Here is a 16642-nt window from a genome sequence, read left to right as displayed (position 1 = left end):
GTCACGACTGGGTGCTCCCAACGGTGGGGCCGAGGGCGCGTACCGCGGGCAGCAGCACCTCGGCGATCTCCTTCAACTGCGGTTCCGGGTCGAGGGATCCGATCCGCACGACCAGGTGCCGGGCGCCGGCCCGGACGTACTCGCCGAGCCACTCGGCGCACTTCTCGGCGCTGCCCCAGGCGTAGGCCTGGATGGTCCGCATCTGGTCCAGGGAGCGGCCGTAGTAGTGGCTGATGTAGTGCTCCAGTTCGGCCCTGGCCGCCGACTCGTCGCTGTTCACGGTGACCGTGGCGTACAGCGCGGGGGTGACGGCACCGGCGCCGCGCCCGGCCTCCTCGGCGAGTTCGGCGATACGGCGGCGGGCGCGGCCGTAGGCCTCGACGTCGGGCAGGAACGGCAGCCAGCCGTCGTAGCGGGTGGCGGCGCGGGCGAGGACCTTCGGGGTGTCGCTGCCGGCCAGCCACAGCGGTGGGCCGCCGGCGACGGCCGGGGAGGGCAGCCGGTCGAGGCGCTCGGTCTGCCAGAACCTGCCTTGGAAGTCGTCCGGTTCACCGTCCTCACCGGAGCGCCAGGCGGTGCGCCACAGCGCGGTGATCTCGTCCAGGCGGCCCACCCGGCCCTGGAAGGAGGCGCCGACCGAGGCGAACTCCTCCTCGGTCTCCGGCATCGGGAAGCCCGAGCCGAGGCCGAGGATCAGCCGGTCCGCTGCGACATGGCTGAGACTCGCGACCATGTTGGCGCCGATCAGCGGGTGGCGCAGGGCGGGGGTGAGGGCGGCGGTGCCGACCGCGATGCGCTCGGTGGCCGCCGCGGCGGCGGACAGGACGACGAGCGGGTCCAGGCGGGGGCGGGCGGTGAGGGAGTCCCCGGCCCACAGCGAGTCGAAGCCGAGCGCTTCCGCCTGACGGGCGAAGTCCAGCAACGGGGCCGCCGCGTAAGTGCCGTTGATGGCCTGTTCCCGGGTGGGAAGGAGGATGCCGATCCGCAAGGGCTCGGTGCTCATGGTCAAGTCCCTTTCGGGCATGGGGTGCTGGGTCGGTGTCATACGGTGCTCGCGAGCGGGTTCCGGGCCGGTGCCGTGAGCTGTTCCCGTACCGCGCGGCGCAGGATCTTGCCCGAGGGGTTGCGGGGCAGGGACTCGGCGAAGTGGTAGGTGCCGGGGATCTTGTAGTCGGCGATCCGGCCGCGCAGGGACAGCAGGAGCTCGCGCGGGGTGGCCTTCGTCCCGGGCCGCAGGACGACCACCGCGTGCACGCTCTCGCCCCAGCGCTCGTCGGGCAGTCCGACCACGGCGGCGTCGGCGACGGCCGGGTGCGCGGCGAGCGCCTTCTCGACCTCGGCGGGGTAGATGTTCTGCCCGGCGACGATGATCGTGTCGTTGATCCGGTCGCACAGGTGGAGATAGCCGTCGTCGTCGAGGTAGCCGGCGTCGCCCATGAGCAGCCACTCCCCCACCAGGGTGCGGGCGGTGGCCTCGGGCAGGTTCCAGTAGCCGAGCATCCGGGAGGGGGCGCGGACACAGATCTGGCCGATGGCGCCGGGCGGGAGGGTCTCGCCGTCGGGTCCGATCACCTTGATCTCGTTGCCCGGGCAGGGCTTGCCGACCGAGGTGAGCACGGTGCTGCCGGGGTGGTGCGCCGAGGGCGGCAGGCAGACCGCCACGCTGCCGGTCTCGGTGCTGGCGTAGATCTGCGCGAACTCGCAGCCGAAGGTCTCCAGGCACTGCTTGAGCAACGTCTCGGACATCGGGGCCGCGCCGTACGCGATCTTGCGCAGGGAGGTGAACGCCTCGGGTCCCGCACCGCGTTCGGCCGCCATCGCCTGCAGCATGGCCGGGGCGGCGAAGGTGGTGGTCACCCGGTGGGTGCGGATGAGCCGTACCGCTTCCTGCGGGTCGAACTGCGGCATGATCACGTTGGTGCCGCCGGCGTTGAAGGTGTGCAGGAACCAGCCGATGCCCGCGACCCCGAAGCCCGGCAGGGAGATCAGGCCGACGTCCTCGGGCAGCCAGTCGATCCAGTCGACGCCGCGCTCCTGGCTGGCGTGCGGCAGGGTGAAGAAGCTGCGGTGGGCGAGGACGGCGCCCTTGGGCAGGCCGGTGGTGCCGCTGGTGTAGATCTGGATGACCGCGTCGTCGGGCCCGGTGCCCGGGGTGAGGTCGGTGTCCGGCTGGTTCGCGGCCCAGGCGGGCAGCCCGGCGCCGCGTGCGGGTTCGCCGTCGGCGTCGGTGCCGTCGACGCGGATCACCTTGCGCAGCCCGCGCAGCTGGTGGCGGACGGTGGCCACGGTGTCCCAGAACTCGTCGTCGACGAAGATCAGGGCGGCGCCTGAGTCGCGCAGGATGTGGTCCACTTCGCCGGGCGTGAGCCGCCAGTTGACCGGTACCAGGACCGCGCCCGCCTTGGCGCAGGCGATCATCACCAGGTAGTAGTTCTCCGACTCGCGGCCCAGGTAGGCGATCCGGTCGCCGCGCCGGACACCGCAGGCGCGCAGGGCGTGCGCGGCGCGGTTGCTGTCCCGGTGGAACTTCTCGTAGGTGGTGACGCGGTCCTCGCAGACGATCGCCGGATGGTCCGGGCGGCTGCCGGCGTGGGCGCGGGCGGAGTGGTGGAGCGTCCAGCGCTCCCTCGGTATGCCACTGGAGATGTCAGTCATGGTCGTCTGTCCTTGTCGTCCGTCACGCGGCCGGTGCCGGGACGATCCGCTCGCCGAGGAAGCCGGCGAGCTGCCGTACCGTCGGGTGGTCGTGGGTGAGTGAGGCCGGCAGGGGCAGCCGGAAGGCCTGCTCCAGACCGGACCTGACCTGCTGGGCCATCAGTGAGTCCAGGCCCAGCGACACGAACTCGGTGTTCGGATCCAGTTCGTCGCCCTCCTCGAGGTGCAGCACGGCGGCGACCTTCTCCCGGACCACGGCGGTGACGGCCGTGGCGCGTTCCTCCGGGGTGAGGGCGGCGAGCGCGGCGACGTCGAGGCCGTCGTCGTCCTCGGGGGCCCGGCGGGCCAGGCGGTCGAAGAACAGGTCGCCGGTGACCCGGCCCGCCATGTAGCGGTCCCAGTCGAAGTCGCCCACCACGCGCTGGCCGCGCGGCTGGTCCCAGAGGCTGACCAGGGTGTTCAGCGCCCGGGTCGGCGAGAACAGGTGGACGCCGCCGCGCTCCAACTCCTGGATGAGGACGTCGTTCATGCGGGAGGACATGCCGACCCTGGACCAGGAGCTCCAGTTGAGGGCGAGTCCGGGCAGGCCGCGGCGGGCACGCCAGTCGGCGAGGCCGTCGAGGGCGGCGTTGCCGGCGGCGTAGTGCCCCTGGGCGACGAAGCCGCCGAGCACCGAGGAGACCGAGGAGTAGACGACGAAGAACTCCAGGTCCGGGAAGGCCTGTTCGGTGGCCTCGTGCAGCAGCCAGCCGCCGTACGCCTTCGCCGCGAGCTGGTCCTCGATGGACTCCCAGGTCAGTTCGGAGATCAGCCGCTCGTCGTAGGAACCGCCGGCGGCGTGCACGATGCCGCCCAGGGGACGCGGTCCGGCCTCGATGTGGCGCACCAGCCGGGCGACGTCCTCGGCGCGGCCGAGGTCGGCGCGGACGATGTCGACCTCCGCCTCCTCGGCGAGGCCGGCGAGCAACTCCGCGGCCTCCGGGGCGGGCTTGCCGCCGCGGCTGACCAGCGTGAGGTGCCGGGCGCCGAGCTCGGCCAGTTTCCGGGCGGTGGCGAGGCCGAGGCCGCCCAGGCCGCCGGTGACGAGGTAGGTGCGGTCGTCGCGCAGGCCGGCCGGCTGCCGCTCGGCGGGTTCCTGCCGGGCGGCCGGGTCCTCGGGCAGGGTCACCCAGACCGGGCCGGCGGGGTCGGCGAGGGTGGTGCGCAGCGCCTCGCCGGTCTCGTCGAGTCCGAAGTGGGCCGCGCCGTCGCCGGGTCCGGGCGCCGGGGCGTGCACGACGGCCGTCGCCGGCACGGTGAGCGTGGAGCGGAAGGTGCCGTCGTGGCGGACGAGGACCTCGTCGCCCGGCGCGAAGCCGGTGCCCGCGGCGGCAGCCAGGACCGTGCCGTGGGCGGTGCGGCCGAGCACGGGCGGCGGCGCGGCCTCGCCGTCCTCCTCCTCGGACTCCTCGCGGTCGGCGCGGCCGGTGTCCAGCGCGGTGCGAGCGTCCTCGGCGGTCAGGCCCACCAGACGGACGCGCACCTGGACCTCGTCCTCGGCGGGCGCCCGGCCGGCGACCGGGGCGGGCGCCAGGTCGGACAGGTCGCCGGACTCGGCGGCGCGCAGCTCGAAATCGCCGCTCCAGTTCAGCGCCTCGTCGCCGGCGAGCAGCCGGCGGACGTAGCGGCGGCCGGACCGGTAGGCGATCTGGTACTCGCCGGCGGGCTCGGTGCGCCACTCCTCCAGCAGCGGGGTCAGGCCGCTGCCGGGGGCGAGGTCGACCAGGGTGGTGCGCAGTTGCGGGTACTCGGTGAGCAGCACCCGGCCGAAGCCCCACAGTGTGGCGGCGGCGAGGTGGCCGCCGTCGCCCGCCGGGTCGCCGGGCAGCGCCTGGGCGCCCTGGGTGACCAGCCACAGCCGCGGCGGCCGGGAGAGCCCGGCCGCGTCCAGGACGCCGACCGTGGCGAGCAGTTCGCGGTAGTTGTCCTCGGACTCGGCGCGCAGCCGGTCCACGGACATCTCGCCGGGCCGGGTGCGCCAGACGCGGACGATGTCGGTGACGGTCGGGTCGTCGAGCACGGACTTGAGCTCGGCGGGGTCGGCGAGCCAGGTGACCTTCAGGCCGGGCTCGCCGGCGAGTTCGGCGGCGCGGGCGGCGGCCGGGTCGAGCAGTACGGCGTGCCGCTCGGCGGGCGCGGCCTCGGTCGCGGGCAGGGCCCGGCGGATCCACTCGGGGCGGTGCAGGAAGCGCCGGCGGCCGGTGCGGTCCTCCGGGCGGGCCAGCCGGACGCCGAGGAGTTCGGCGACCGGGTCGCCGTTCTCCAGCAGCAGCACGTCGGCGAGGCGGCGGTCCTGCTCACCGCGGATCCTGGCGAGGACGCGCAGGTCGGCGCCGCGCGGCTTGCGGAAGTGCCGCACGGAGGCGATCTCGCGGGGCACGAACACCGGGCCCTCGGGGTCGAGGACGACCAGCGCCTGGGCGGCGGCCTCCAGCAGTTCCGCCGGGACGTGTTCGACGGCGGTGGCGTCGCGGCCGGTCAGCTCGCCGGAGACCACGCCGTCGCCGTGCCGGGTGACGTGCCGGAGCAGCCGCATGCGGGGGCCCGCGGGGCGGCCGACGGAGGCGAGGTCGGTGTAGATGTCCTCGTCGTCGATGCGCTGCGCGGCCGGGGCGAGGGCGGCGTCCAGCTCGGCCAGCTCCGAGACCGGGACGAGTGCCTCGCGATCGGCGGCGACCACGGCGGTGGCGTGCGGGTTCTCCTCGCCGCCGACGACGGTGAACACCTCGATGTCGGCGCCGCCCCCGGGGCGCGGCCGCCAGCGGGTGGTCAGGGTGAGGGTGGTCTCGGCGGGCAGCTCGAGCGGGGCGAGCAGCGCGAGGTCGCGGAGCGCGGACCGGGCGTGGCCCTGGACCGCGTCCTGCGCTGCGAACAGCAGGTCGACGTAGGCGCCGGCGGGCAGGGTGGCGCGGCCGCCGTCGGCGACGTCGGCGAGCGCGCCGAGTTCCTCGGCGGTGAACTCCGCGGTGAACTCCCGCACCCCGCTGGCGAACCGCTCCTCGGTGCCGAGCAGCAGGTGCCGGGCACTGCCGCCGCCGGCGGAGCGCCGGGGGGTGACGGAGGGCAGCCAGTAGCGCTTGCGCTGGAAGGCGTACGTGGGCAGGTCCACCTTGGTGGGGGTGGCGTGCCCGTCGTGGTAGCCGGCCCAGGAAACGCCGAGGCCGGCGGCGTAGTAGTCGGCGAGCGCGGTCAGGGTGGTGGCCGTCGTGGTGTCGCGGCGGCGCAGGCTGGCCAGCCACACGTGGTCCTCGACGGTGACGCCGCGGCGGGCGAGCGCGGTGAGCGCGGCCTGCGGGCCGATCTCGACCAGGGCGTGCCGGCCGCGCTTGGCGACGGCGCGGATGCCGTCGAGGAAGCGGACGGGTTCGCCGATGTGCCGCACCCAGTAGTCGGCGTTGCCGATCTCGCGGAGGCGGGCCAGGCGCCCGGTGACGTTGGAGATCAGGCTGATCTTCGGCTCGTGGAAGGTGATGCCGTCCAGGGCGGCCCGGAAGTCGTCGTAGACCTCGGCCATCAGCGGCGAGTGGAAGGCGTGCGACACGGTGAGCCGGTCCACCCGGAAGCCCCGGTCGGCGAGGATGCCGGTGACCTCGTCGAGAGCGGCGGTGGCGCCGGAGACGACGGTCTGGTCGGGGGCGTTGACCGCGGCGAGCGCCAGGTCGTCGCGTCCCTCCAGCAGCGGGGCGACCTCGTCGGCGGGCGCGGCGACGGCGGCCATGCCGCCCTCGGCGCGCACCGCCTGCATCAGCCGGGCGCGGGCGGCGACCAGCTTCACGGCGTCGGGCAGGGTGAACAGGCCGGCGACGGCTGCGGCGACGACCTCGCCGATGCTGTGCCCGATGAGCACGTTCGGGCGTACGCCCCAGGCCATCCACTGCTGGGCGAGGGCGTATTCGAGGGTGAACAGCGCGGGCTGGGTGTACTCGGTGCGGTCGATGGCCTCCGGGTCTGCGGCGGTGCCGAGCAGCAGCTCGCGCACGGAGCGGCCGAGGGGGCCGGCGAAGAGGCGGTCGCACTCGTCGACGTGGGCGCGGAAGACGGGCAGCGCCTTGTAGAGGGCGGCGCCCATGCCGGCGTACTGCGAGCCCTGCCCGGTGAACATGAAGGCGGTCTTGCGGATGCCGGTGGGGCCCTCGTGCTCGGCCTCGGCGGCCCGGTCCAGCAGCCGGGTGAGCGCGGCGCGGTCGGCGACCGGGGCGGCGACCCGGTAGGGGTGGTGGGTGCGCGCGACGTTGGAGGTGTAGGCGAGGGCGTCGACCGGCAGTCCGGGCTCGTCGTCGAGGAGCTGCCGGTAGCGGGCGGCCTGTTCGCGCAGGGCGCCGGCGCTCTTCGCGGACAGGGTGAACAGCGGGGCGGCGTACGGGAGTCCGGACTCCTCGCGCGCGGCCGGCTCTGGTGCCTCCTCCAGCACGACGGCGCCGATGGTGCCGGCGAAGCCGAAGCTGTTGACGACGGCCCGCTTCACCTCGGCCCGCCACGGCTCGCACTCGGTGGGCACGCGCAGCGGGTACAGGTCCCAGGGGATGCGTCCCGAGGGGGTGTTGAGGCCCACGTGCGGGTAGACCGTGCCGGAGCGCAGCTGCAGCACGGTCTTGATGACGCCGACGATGCCGGAGGCCGGCTCCATGTGACCGAGGTTGGTCTTCACCGAACCGACCAGCACCGGGCGGTCCTTGGTGTGGGAGTCGACGAACACGTCGCCGATGGCGCCGAACTCGATGGGGTCGCCGAGCGGGGTGCCGGTGCCGTGCGCCTCGACGTAGGAGATGTCCTCGGGGCCGAGGTGGGCGGTGGCCAGCGCGGCGCGGATGACCTTCTCCTGGGCGGGGCCGTTGGGCACGGTCAGGCCGGCGCTGTCGCCGTCCTGGCCGACGGCCGTGCCGCGCACCAGGGCGAGGACGCGGTCGCCGTCGCGCTGGGCGTCCGAGAGCCGCTTGAGGACGACGATGCCGCAGCCCTCGGCGCGCGCGTAGCCGTCGGCGGCCTCGTCGAAGGTCTTGCAGTGGCCGTCCGGGGACAGCATCTGGGCGTTGGAGAACATCACCGGGATGCGCGGGTGGTGCAGGGCGTTGACGCCGCCGCACAGCGCGATGTCGCTCTCGCCGGCACGCAGCGCCTGCACGGCCAGGTGCAGGGCGACCAGCGAGGAGGAGCAGGCGGTGTCGACGCTCATGCTCGGGCCGCGCCAGCCGAGGAAGTACGACAGCCGGCCGGACAGCGGGAACATGGTGATGCCGGAGGCGAGATGGCCGTCCAGTTCCTCGTACGGCAGGGAGTCCAGCTCGAGGGCGTAGTCGATGGAGCTGGCGCCGATGTACACGCCGCCGTTGCCGCGGCGCAGCGGCGCCGGGTCGATGCCCGCGTGCTCCAGGGCCTGCCAGGCGGTCTCCAGCAGCAGCCGCTGCTGGGGGTCCATGTAACGGGCTTCCTTCGGGCTGATGTTGAAGAAGCCGGCGTCGAACAGGTCGATGCGGTCGAGGAAACCGCCGGCCTTCGCGATGATCTTGCCCTTGTCGTCGGGCCCCTCGGGCGTGAACGCCTCGACGTCCCAGCGGTCCCGGGGGATCGGGCCGATTCCGCTGCGACCCTCCCGCAGGAAGGCGTCGAACTCGTCGGGCGAGCCGCTGCCGCCGGGGAACCGCAGACCGATTCCGACGATCGCGACCGGTTCGGGCGCCTGCTCTGATTCCTTACGCGGCATGGAACGACTCCTCAAGCGTCCTGGATTTCCTGGGTCAGGTGGTCCACGAGATGGGCGACCGTCGGCTCGTTGAAGAGCACGTTGACGTTGATCGACAGGTCCAGGAGCTGCTCCAGGCTCTGCCGTATCTCGGTCAGCCGCAGCGAAGTGAGGCCGAGATCGAAATAGCTGATGTCGAGGGGAAGGTCCTCGGACTCGTCCATGAGAAGGACCGCCCGGAATTTCTCCAGGACGATTGACTCGATTTCTTCGGCGAGTTCGCTGCGCGGCAGGTCGCGCAACCGCTGGATCGTGCTGTCGACAGGTGGCATGCGGTCATGCAAGCAGCGCCGGCTGACGCCCCACTGACAGGTCCCGGGGCCGGCGTTGGCCGGATCGGCGCGGTCAGTCGGGTGTCAGCGCCGGGTCAGATTCCGCTGTCAGGCTCGCATTGCTTCAAGAAATCCACACGCCATATCCGAAAGGCTGAAGATGCTTCGCGAAGCCGCGCAGGAGCAGGAGGAGAGTGCTGAGGCACCTTCCGGATTGAAGAGTTACGACCTCTACATCGCGGGCAAGGACGTGGCCGGCGACGGCTGGGTCTACACCGTCAGCGGGCGTTCGCTGCTGGAAGACGTTTTCACGAGCGTCAGCCTGAAGCGCTCCCTGGAACAGGACCCGGAGTCCGAGGCGGCCAAGCACCCCTACGTCGTCGGGCGCTGCGCGATCGCGGACGACTCCGCCATCGACCTGGCCACCCAGGCGGCGGCCGCCGCCGCCCCCGACTGGGCGGCCGTACCGCTGGAGCGGCGGATGCAGCTGGGCACCCGCTTCCGCGAGGAACTGATCAAGCACCAGGACGAGTTCCTGCGCATGCTGGTCGCAGAGTCCCACCCCGTGAAGCTCGCCCGGTGGGAGCTGAGCTGCCTGCTGCAGATCTACGCCCCGGGCTCCCTGCGCTGGTATCTGAAGCAGATGCGGGTGGAGAAGGAGTACAACGGCCGCAAGCTGATCCTGCACCGCCAGCCGGACGGCGTGGTCGCCTTCAACCCGCCGCAGAACGCCCCGCTGCCGAGCGCCGCCCTGTGCGTGCTGGCGCTGATGGCGGGCAACGCCGTGGTGGTGCGGGCGCCGCGCTCGATCGCACTGTCCACCATGTGGTTGCTTCGGGACATCGTCGCCCCGCTGCTGGAGGAGATCGACGCGCCGGCCGGTGTGCTGAACGCGGTGTGCTCCAACCCCAAGCAGACGATGGACCGCTGGATCGCCGACCCGCTGATCGACGACATCTTCTACATCGGCGGCAGCCAGGAGGGCCTGCGCTTCGAGCAGAGCTGCGTGGCGCACGGCAAGAAGCCGATCCTCGAACTCGCCGGCAACGACGGCATCGTGGTCTGGAAGGACGCCGACGTGAAGTGGGCGGCCGAGGCCATCACCGAGTCGTTCTACGGCTCCGGGCAGATCTGCATGGTGCCCAACTACGTCCTGGTCCACCCGGAGCTCGCCGAGACGCTGATCGCCGAGGTGAAGGAGCAGGTCAAGGGCATCAGGCCGGGCCTGCCCGAGGAGGAGGACGTGCTCTTGTCGCCGGTCAGGCGCAGCGAGCGCTTCTTCCGGCTGCTGCGCCAGGCGCTGGACAACGGCGCCGAGCTGGTCACCGGCGGCAACCGCACCGAGGTCGACGGCACGGTGTCGGAGACGGGTGTCTTCCTGCAGCCGACGGTGGTGCGGGTGGACGGCCTGGACCGGGCCCGGACGTACGACGTGGTCCGCGAGGAGACGTTCTTCCCGCTGATCCCGATCGTGGTCCCCGAACGCGACAACGACGACGCCCTGCTGGAGGCCTTCCTGCAGTTCGTCAACAGCAACGACTACGGGCTTCGCAACTCCCTGTGGTCGCGTTCGGACCACATCATCGAGACCTTCGTGCGCCGGGTGGTCAACGGCGGTCTGCTGAAGGTCAACGACTCCCACATCGGCTTCCTGCCGTACCTGCCGAGCCACGGCGGCACCGGCCGCACCGGCGGCGCCTTCGGCGAGGCCAACTACCCGATGCTCAAGACCTCCCACATCCAGGGAGTCAGCATCGCCCGCGACGTGAGCCCGTACGACGCGGTCTTCGGCGCCTGACCGCCTTCGCTTTCGACGTCTTCCGGAGGTTTCCGTTGCGTTCCCTCGATGCTGCCCGGACCGTGTGCGAGCGGTTCCATCCCGGACTGCTCAAGGAGCTGGAGCAGATCCCGTACGCCGAGCGGGAGCAGCCCGGCAGCCCGGTGATCGACCTGTTCCGCATCCACGGCGGGGTGGGCCTGCTCATACCCGAGAGCTACGGCGGCCACGGCGCCGCCCCGCTGGAGGCGCTGCGGGTGCAGCTCGCCCTCGGCGCGCTGTCCCCGTCGCTGGTCGCGGCCGTCTCCATGCACCACTTCACCGCCGCGATGCTGTACTCGCTGGCGGTCAAGTCGGGCCGGCTCACCGACGCGCAGACCGCACTGCTGCACCGGATCGTCCCGGACCAGCAGGTGATGGCCTCCGGCTGGGCCGAGGGCCGGACCGCGCAGAACATCCTGAAGCCGGCCGTGACCGCGCGGCCCGTGGAGGGCGGGTTCCTGCTGTCCGGTTCGAAGAAGCCGTGCAGCCTGGCCCGTTCGATGAGCCTGCTCACCGCGTCCATCGCCATCCACGGCGAGGACGGCGGCGAGCCGGAGCTGGCGCTCGCGCTGGTGCCGTCCGACGCGCCGGGGCTGTCCGTGCACGCGTTCTGGGGCAACGACCTGCTGGCCGGCGCCGAGAGCGACGAGGTCCGCCTGGAGGACGTGTTCGTCCCCGCGGACATGGTGGTCCGGGCCGGTGCCGACGACCCCACCCGCCTCGACGACCTGCAGTCGGCCGGGTTCGTCTGGTTCGAGATGCTGATCTCCGCCGGATACGCGGGCGGTGCCGCCGCCCTGGTCGAGCAGGTGCTGGAGCGGCGGCGGGGCAGTGCCGGGGAGCGCGCCGCGCTCGCCGTGGACATGGAGGCCGCCCTCGCCCTGCTGGAGGGCGTGGCCCGCGGCACCGGCCAGGAGCCCGGCGACGAGGAGTCGGTGGCCCGGGTGCTGGTCGCCCGGTACGCCGTGCAGAACGCGCTGCCGGACATCGTGGCGCGGGCGCTGGAGCTGCTCGGCGGCCTGGACTTCATCGTCAACTCGTCGAGCGCGCAGGTCGCCGCCGCGACGCGGGCCCTGGCCTTCCACCCGCCGTCCCGCATCGCCGCCGCGGAGCCGCTGCTCACGTACTTCGACGGGGGCCCGCTGGTACTGGCGTAGCGCCGCCGAATGCCTCCCGACCCACCCCCACACCCTTGGAGTGAGCGACACGTGACCGTCATCCAGGACTCCCCGGCGCCGGCGCCGGTCTCCGCCGCCGACTACGAGGCGGACATCCTCAACCTCTACCGGGCCCACCTCAGCAAGGGCCGGGCCACGCTGGCCGAGCTGTTCGGCAGCCACATGGAGACGGCGTCCGAGGGCGCCTGGCTCACCACCAGCGACGGCGAGCGCTTCCTGAACGCCGGCGGCTACGGCGTGTTCATCATGGGCGCCCGCCACCCGATCGTCATGGAGGAGGTGGAGCGCCAGCTGCGCACCCACCCCACCGCGACCCGCATCCTGCTGGAGCCGACGGTGGCCCGCGCCGCCGAGTCCCTGGTCTCCGTGATGCCGCCCGGTCTGGACCGCGTGCACTTCGCGCTGTCCGGCGCCGAGGCGGTGGAGACGGGCCTGAAGCTGGCCCGCGCGAACGGGTTCAAGCGGACCATCTCGATGCGCGGCGGCTACCACGGCAAGACCCTGGGCGCCCTCTCGGCGACCGCCAAGGACGTCTACCAGGCGCCGTTCCGCCCGCTCGTCCCCGACTTCCAGCACCTGCCGTTCGGCGACGCCGACGCCCTGGAGGAGGAGCTGAGGGCCCACCCCGGCGAGGTCTGCGTGATCCTCGAGCCGGTGCAGGGCGAGGGCGGTGTCATCATCCCGCCGAAGGGCTACCTCAAGCGGGTCGAGGAACTGGTCCGGGAGTACGAGGGCTTCCTGATCCTCGACGAGGTCCAGTCCGGCTTCGGGCGGCTCGGCGAGTGGTGGGGCGCCGACATCGAGGGCGTCGTCCCGGACGTCCTGCTCACCGGCAAGGCGCTCGGCGGCGGGGTGATGCCGGTGTCGGCGGCCGTCGCCACCCGCAAGGCGTTCCGACCCTTCGACAAGGACCCCTACGTCCACACCGCCACCTTCTCCGGCCAGCCGGTGCTGATGGCGGCGGTGCAGGGCGCGATCCGGGCGGTCAAGGAGGAGCGCCTGGTCACCCGCGCCATGGACCTCGGCGCCCGGCTGCTGCCGCGGATCACCGAGGTCGCCCAGCGCAACATCCCCGAGCTGGTCGTCGAGGTGCGCGGCCGGGGCCTGCTCATCGGCGTGGAGCTCGTCGAGGCCGGACTGGCCGGCGAGCTGCTGATCGAACTGTTCAACCACGGCGTGGTCGCCAACCACTCCATGAACGGCAGCTCGGTGGTGCGGTTCACCCCGCCCGCCGTGCTGGACGACACCGACGTGGACTTCCTCGTCAACTCCTTCGACCTGGCCACCCGCGACCTGATCAAGGGCGCGGCCAAAATGCCGGAAGGCGGTAACTGATCGTGCGGCACGTCGAACTCGATGCCCTGATACCCGCGGAGCAGGCCGAAACGGTCCTGCACGCCGTACGGCGCTGGGAGCGTTTCCCGGACCTGGCGCCCCACGTCAACGCGACCACCGTGCACGCCTCCTACCCCGACCCCAAGGCCTCCTCCAGCTGGGAGCTGCACTTCCGCAGCGGTCTGCTGCGCTGGACCGAGGACGACACGGTGCTGCCGGAGAGCGGCGAGATCCGCTTCGAGCAGTCCGACGGCGACTTCGACTCCTTCGCCGGGAGCTGGTCCGTCCAGCAGTCCGGGGACGACGTCACCGTCCGCTTCGACGCCGACTTCGACTTCGGCATCCCGAGCCTGGAGGGCATCCTCGACCCGATCGCCGAGCGGGTCATCAAGGAGACCGTCGCCTGGGCGCTGACCGGCCTGTTCCCGGGTGTGCGCATCCAGGGCGGCATCGAACTCACCGAACCCGCCGCGGTCGGCGCCTAGCACCCGCGCGAGGAGCTGACCATGGACCAGGCGAACCCCTTCGAGACACCGCGCACGTACTCGCTGCACCGCGCCGAGTACCTGGTGGGTCTCGCCGTCACCACCGGACTGATCGTCTACCACTTCGGCGACATCCGCTGGCTGCCGGCGATCGGACTGTTCCTCTACATCGACCTGATCGGCTACATCCCCGGCGCCATCGCGTTCAAGAAGAGCGGCGGCCGGCCGATCCACAAGGCCTACTACGTCCTCTACAACGTCATGCACAGCCTCATCACGCAGGGCGCGGTTGCCGCGCTGTGGTGCTGGCTGGTCAAGCCGGAGTGGGCACTGCTGGTGCTGCCGTTCCATCTCTTCGGCGACCGGGGCCTGTTCGGCAACTTCATGAAGTCCTTCGCGCTGCCCTTCGAGCCGGTGCGCCAGCAGGGCTACCTGCGGCTGCTGGACGACCTGGGCCTGCCCCACCCCAAGCCGGTCGGGCACGCCATGGACCCGGAGCCGGTCGGTCACGTCCCCGCGCGGCCGGTCGTCCGGGAGACGGAGGCCGTGTGATGACCACCGCGACCGATGTACGCGCCGCCCGGCCGGTCCGCCAGGACCCGGCCGAGCGCCGCCGGGCGCTGTACCACCTGGCGTCCCCGGTGTCGGTGCTGACCACCGGCCCCGAGGACCGGATGCACGGCACGACCGCCAGCACGGTCACCCTCGTGTCGCGCTCTCCGCTGCTGGTCGGCGTGGTGCTGCGGTCGGGTTCGTCGTTCGCCCGGCTGGCCGCCGCCGAGGGCCGGTTCGCGATCAACGTGCTCGCCGGCGACCAGGCCGACGTGGCCCGGCGGTTCGCCGACAGCGGCCGTCCGGACGGTGACGCGGCCTTCGCGGGCCTGGCCTGGACGGCGGACCGGTACGCGCACGCCCCGCTGATCGCGGGCGCGCTCGCCCACTACGTCTGCCGCTTCCACTCCGCGCACGCCGCGGGCGACAGCGAACTGCTGCTCGGCCATGTCGTACGCGCCACGGCCGACCCGGGTCTGCCGCTGTTCAGTTACGCCGGCGGGCTGTTCGCCGGCTCCCTGCGTCCGGCGAAGGAGGCCGCCGCATCATGACCGCACCCGTTGCCCCCGAGGCGGACTGGGACAAGGCGCCCGGTCTGCTCGACGGCGCGAAGGAACTCACCCTCGGCCCCGAGGAGTGCGACCTCGCCTACTGGTTCACCTCGGTGGCCCAGGGAACCCTGCGCGACCGCGGGGCGACCGGCCACCACGAGAACGCGATCACGCCCGACTTCCTGAAGGCGCCCGGCCCGCTGCGCGAGGCACTGGTGCTGGAGTTCGGCTTCCGCGCGCTGGCGGAGGAGCTGGCCACCCGGCTGCTCGGCCACTACGTGTCGATCGCGCCCGGCATCCCCGAGATGGAGTTCTACGCCACCCAGCTCATCGACGAGGCGCGGCACGCCCGGGTCTTCCGGCAGCACCTGGTGGACCTGGGCATCCCGGCGGGCACCCTGCTGAAGGACATCGAGGAGATGGCCCGCGACTACCGCAAGCGGGTCCTGGACCCGGTGGTGGACTTCACCCTGGACATCGTGCGCGACCAGGCCGACTTCCCCGGCGGCGTCGCGGTGTTCGCCATCATCATCGAGGGCGTGCTCGCCCCGGCCGCCGAGCTGAGCGAGCGCAAGTGGACCCCGCTGTCCCCGGCGACCGGCGAGATCTCGCGGGGCACCGCGATCGACGAGATCCGCCACCTCACCGTGGCCAGCACCATCCTGCGCGACCACGTGATCGCACACCCGGAGTACAAGCCGCGGCTGCTGGAGATCCTGCGCTCGGGCGTGAAGCTGTGGGACGAGATCCCGGACCGGGAGTTCGTCATCCACCGCGAGGAGCTGTTCCAGCAGGGCATGTTCGAGCACGCCGACCGGATCGGCGACTACGAGGTCTGGCCGGGCGTGCGGCTGCTCGACACCACCGCCGAGCAGCGCTACGACATGGCCGAGCGGTGGACCGACGAGATGGCCGAGGTCCGCATGAAGTACATGGGCCTGCCCGTCGAGGTCCTCGCCTCGGAGGCCGGCGCATGAGCACCGGGCGGGCCGCGGTCATCACGGGCATCGGCTCGTACGTCCCGCCCAACGTGGTGACCAACGACGACCTGTCGCAGCGGCTCGACACCTCCGACGCCTGGATCCGCTCCCGCACCGGGATCGCCGAGCGGTGCTTCATCACCCCGGGCACCTCCACCGGCGACCTGGCGGTGGAGGCGGGCCTGAGGGCGCTGAAGTCGGCGGGCGACGAGCAGGTCGGGGCGGTGGTGCTGGCCACCACCACCCCCGACCAGCCCTGCCCGGCGACCGCACCGCAGGTGGCGGCCCGGCTGGGGCTCGGGCAGGTGCCCGCCTTCGACGTGGCGGCCGTCTGCTCGGGCTTCCTGTACGGGCTCGCCTCGGCCGCCGGGCTCATCGCGGCCGGGGTGGCGGACAGTGTGCTGCTGATCGCCGCGGACGCCTTCACCACGATCATCAACCCCGAGGACCGCACCACCGCGGTGATCTTCGCCGACGGCGCGGGCGCGGTGGTGCTGCGGGCCGGCTCGGCGAACGAGCCCGGGGCGATCGGCCCGCTGGTGCTCGGCAGCGACGGTGAGCTGAGCCATCTGATCGAGGTGCCGGCCGGCGGCTCCCGGCAGCGCTCATCCGACCGGCCGGTCGACCCGGCGGACCGGTACTTCCAGATGGTCGGCCGGGAGACCTACCGGCACGCGGTGGAGCGGATGACGTCCGTCTCCACCGAGGCCGCCGAACGCGCCGGCTGGCGCCTCGAGGACGTCGACCGGTTCGCCGCGCACCAGGCCAACGCCAGGATCCTGGAAGCGGTGGCCAAACGCCTCGGGCTGCCCGAGGACAAGCAGTTGAGCAACATCGAACGGGTCGGCAACACCGGTGCCGCCTCGATTCCGCTGCTGCTGGCCGAGGCCACCGCCGAGGGCCGGCTCGCCGCGGGCCACCGGGTACTGCTCACCGCGTTCGGCGGCGGGCTGGCCTGGGGCGCGGGCACCGTCGTCTGGCCGGAGCTGCAGACCTTCTGACCGACCGTCAGTAACCCATACCGAATTCAGCGGTA

The 16642-nt window shown here is 72.5% G+C and carries 12 protein-coding genes; 8 read left to right on the top strand and 4 right to left on the bottom strand.

Going from position 1 to position 16642, the window contains the following annotated elements; all coding sequences use genetic code 11:
* Position 1: 1 nt before the first annotated feature.
* From ACZ6B1_RS24565 to ACZ6B1_RS24550, 4 genes are read right to left on the bottom strand one after another with little or no spacing between them, the layout of a single operon-like run.
* On the bottom strand, positions 2-1003 hold the full coding sequence (locus tag ACZ6B1_RS24565; RefSeq protein ID WP_468781671.1) for an LLM class flavin-dependent oxidoreductase: 1002 nt from the start codon (positions 1001-1003) through the stop codon (positions 2-4).
* Positions 1004-1041: 38 nt separating this feature from the next.
* Positions 1042-2655, bottom strand: a complete 1614-nt coding sequence (locus ACZ6B1_RS24560) for a fatty acid--CoA ligase (RefSeq protein ID WP_468781669.1) — start codon at positions 2653-2655, stop codon at positions 1042-1044.
* 22 nt (positions 2656-2677) lie between these two features.
* A complete protein-coding gene (locus ACZ6B1_RS24555) occupies positions 2678-8395 on the bottom strand; it encodes a type I polyketide synthase (protein ID WP_468781667.1) in 5718 nt (1905 codons plus the stop codon).
* Positions 8396-8406: 11 nt separating this feature from the next.
* Positions 8407-8706 (bottom strand): acyl carrier protein, encoded by a 300-nt coding sequence (locus ACZ6B1_RS24550; protein ID WP_468781665.1) that lies wholly within the window; start codon positions 8704-8706, stop codon positions 8407-8409.
* A gap of 160 nt (positions 8707-8866) precedes the next feature.
* Here ACZ6B1_RS24550 and ACZ6B1_RS24545 point away from each other — a divergent pair, with 160 nt between their 5' ends.
* Genes ACZ6B1_RS24545 through ACZ6B1_RS24510 form a run of 8 tightly spaced genes read left to right on the top strand, consistent with a single transcriptional unit; the run spans position 8867 to position 16607 of the window.
* The gene (locus tag ACZ6B1_RS24545; protein WP_468781663.1) at positions 8867-10504 is read left to right on the top strand and encodes an aldehyde dehydrogenase family protein; all 1638 of its coding nucleotides are present in this window, start codon (positions 8867-8869) and stop codon (positions 10502-10504) included.
* A gap of 35 nt (positions 10505-10539) precedes the next feature.
* Positions 10540-11682, top strand: coding sequence for an acyl-CoA dehydrogenase (locus tag ACZ6B1_RS24540; RefSeq protein WP_451206464.1), 1143 nt, complete (start codon positions 10540-10542; stop codon positions 11680-11682).
* A 51-nt stretch (positions 11683-11733) separates the two neighbouring features.
* Positions 11734-13038: an aspartate aminotransferase family protein gene (locus ACZ6B1_RS24535; RefSeq protein WP_468781661.1), complete on the top strand. Its 1305-nt coding sequence runs from the start codon at positions 11734-11736 to the stop codon at positions 13036-13038.
* A 2-nt stretch (positions 13039-13040) separates the two neighbouring features.
* Complete coding sequence (locus ACZ6B1_RS24530; protein ID WP_468781659.1) at positions 13041-13523, top strand: type II toxin-antitoxin system RatA family toxin; 483 nt, start codon at positions 13041-13043, stop codon at positions 13521-13523.
* A gap of 21 nt (positions 13524-13544) precedes the next feature.
* Entirely contained in the window at positions 13545-14075 is a 531-nt protein-coding gene (locus tag ACZ6B1_RS24525; RefSeq protein WP_250404339.1) for a hypothetical protein, read from the top strand.
* Positions 14075-14626 (top strand): flavin reductase family protein, encoded by a 552-nt coding sequence (locus ACZ6B1_RS24520; protein ID WP_468781657.1) that lies wholly within the window; start codon positions 14075-14077, stop codon positions 14624-14626. Before ACZ6B1_RS24525 ends, ACZ6B1_RS24520 begins: the two co-directional genes overlap by 1 nt.
* On the top strand, positions 14623-15603 hold the full coding sequence (locus ACZ6B1_RS24515; protein WP_468781655.1) for a ferritin family protein: 981 nt from the start codon (positions 14623-14625) through the stop codon (positions 15601-15603). The genes ACZ6B1_RS24520 and ACZ6B1_RS24515 overlap by 4 nt, the downstream gene beginning before the upstream one ends.
* Positions 15600-16607, top strand: a complete 1008-nt coding sequence (locus tag ACZ6B1_RS24510) for a beta-ketoacyl-ACP synthase III (RefSeq protein WP_468781653.1) — start codon at positions 15600-15602, stop codon at positions 16605-16607. Before ACZ6B1_RS24515 ends, ACZ6B1_RS24510 begins: the two co-directional genes overlap by 4 nt.
* Positions 16608-16642: the final 35 nt, after the last annotated feature.

Source organism: Streptomyces sp. NPDC041129 (genome assembly GCF_055592265.1).
Note: the sequence above shows the minus strand (reverse complement) of the source record. Positions and strands in the feature narration are given on the sequence as shown.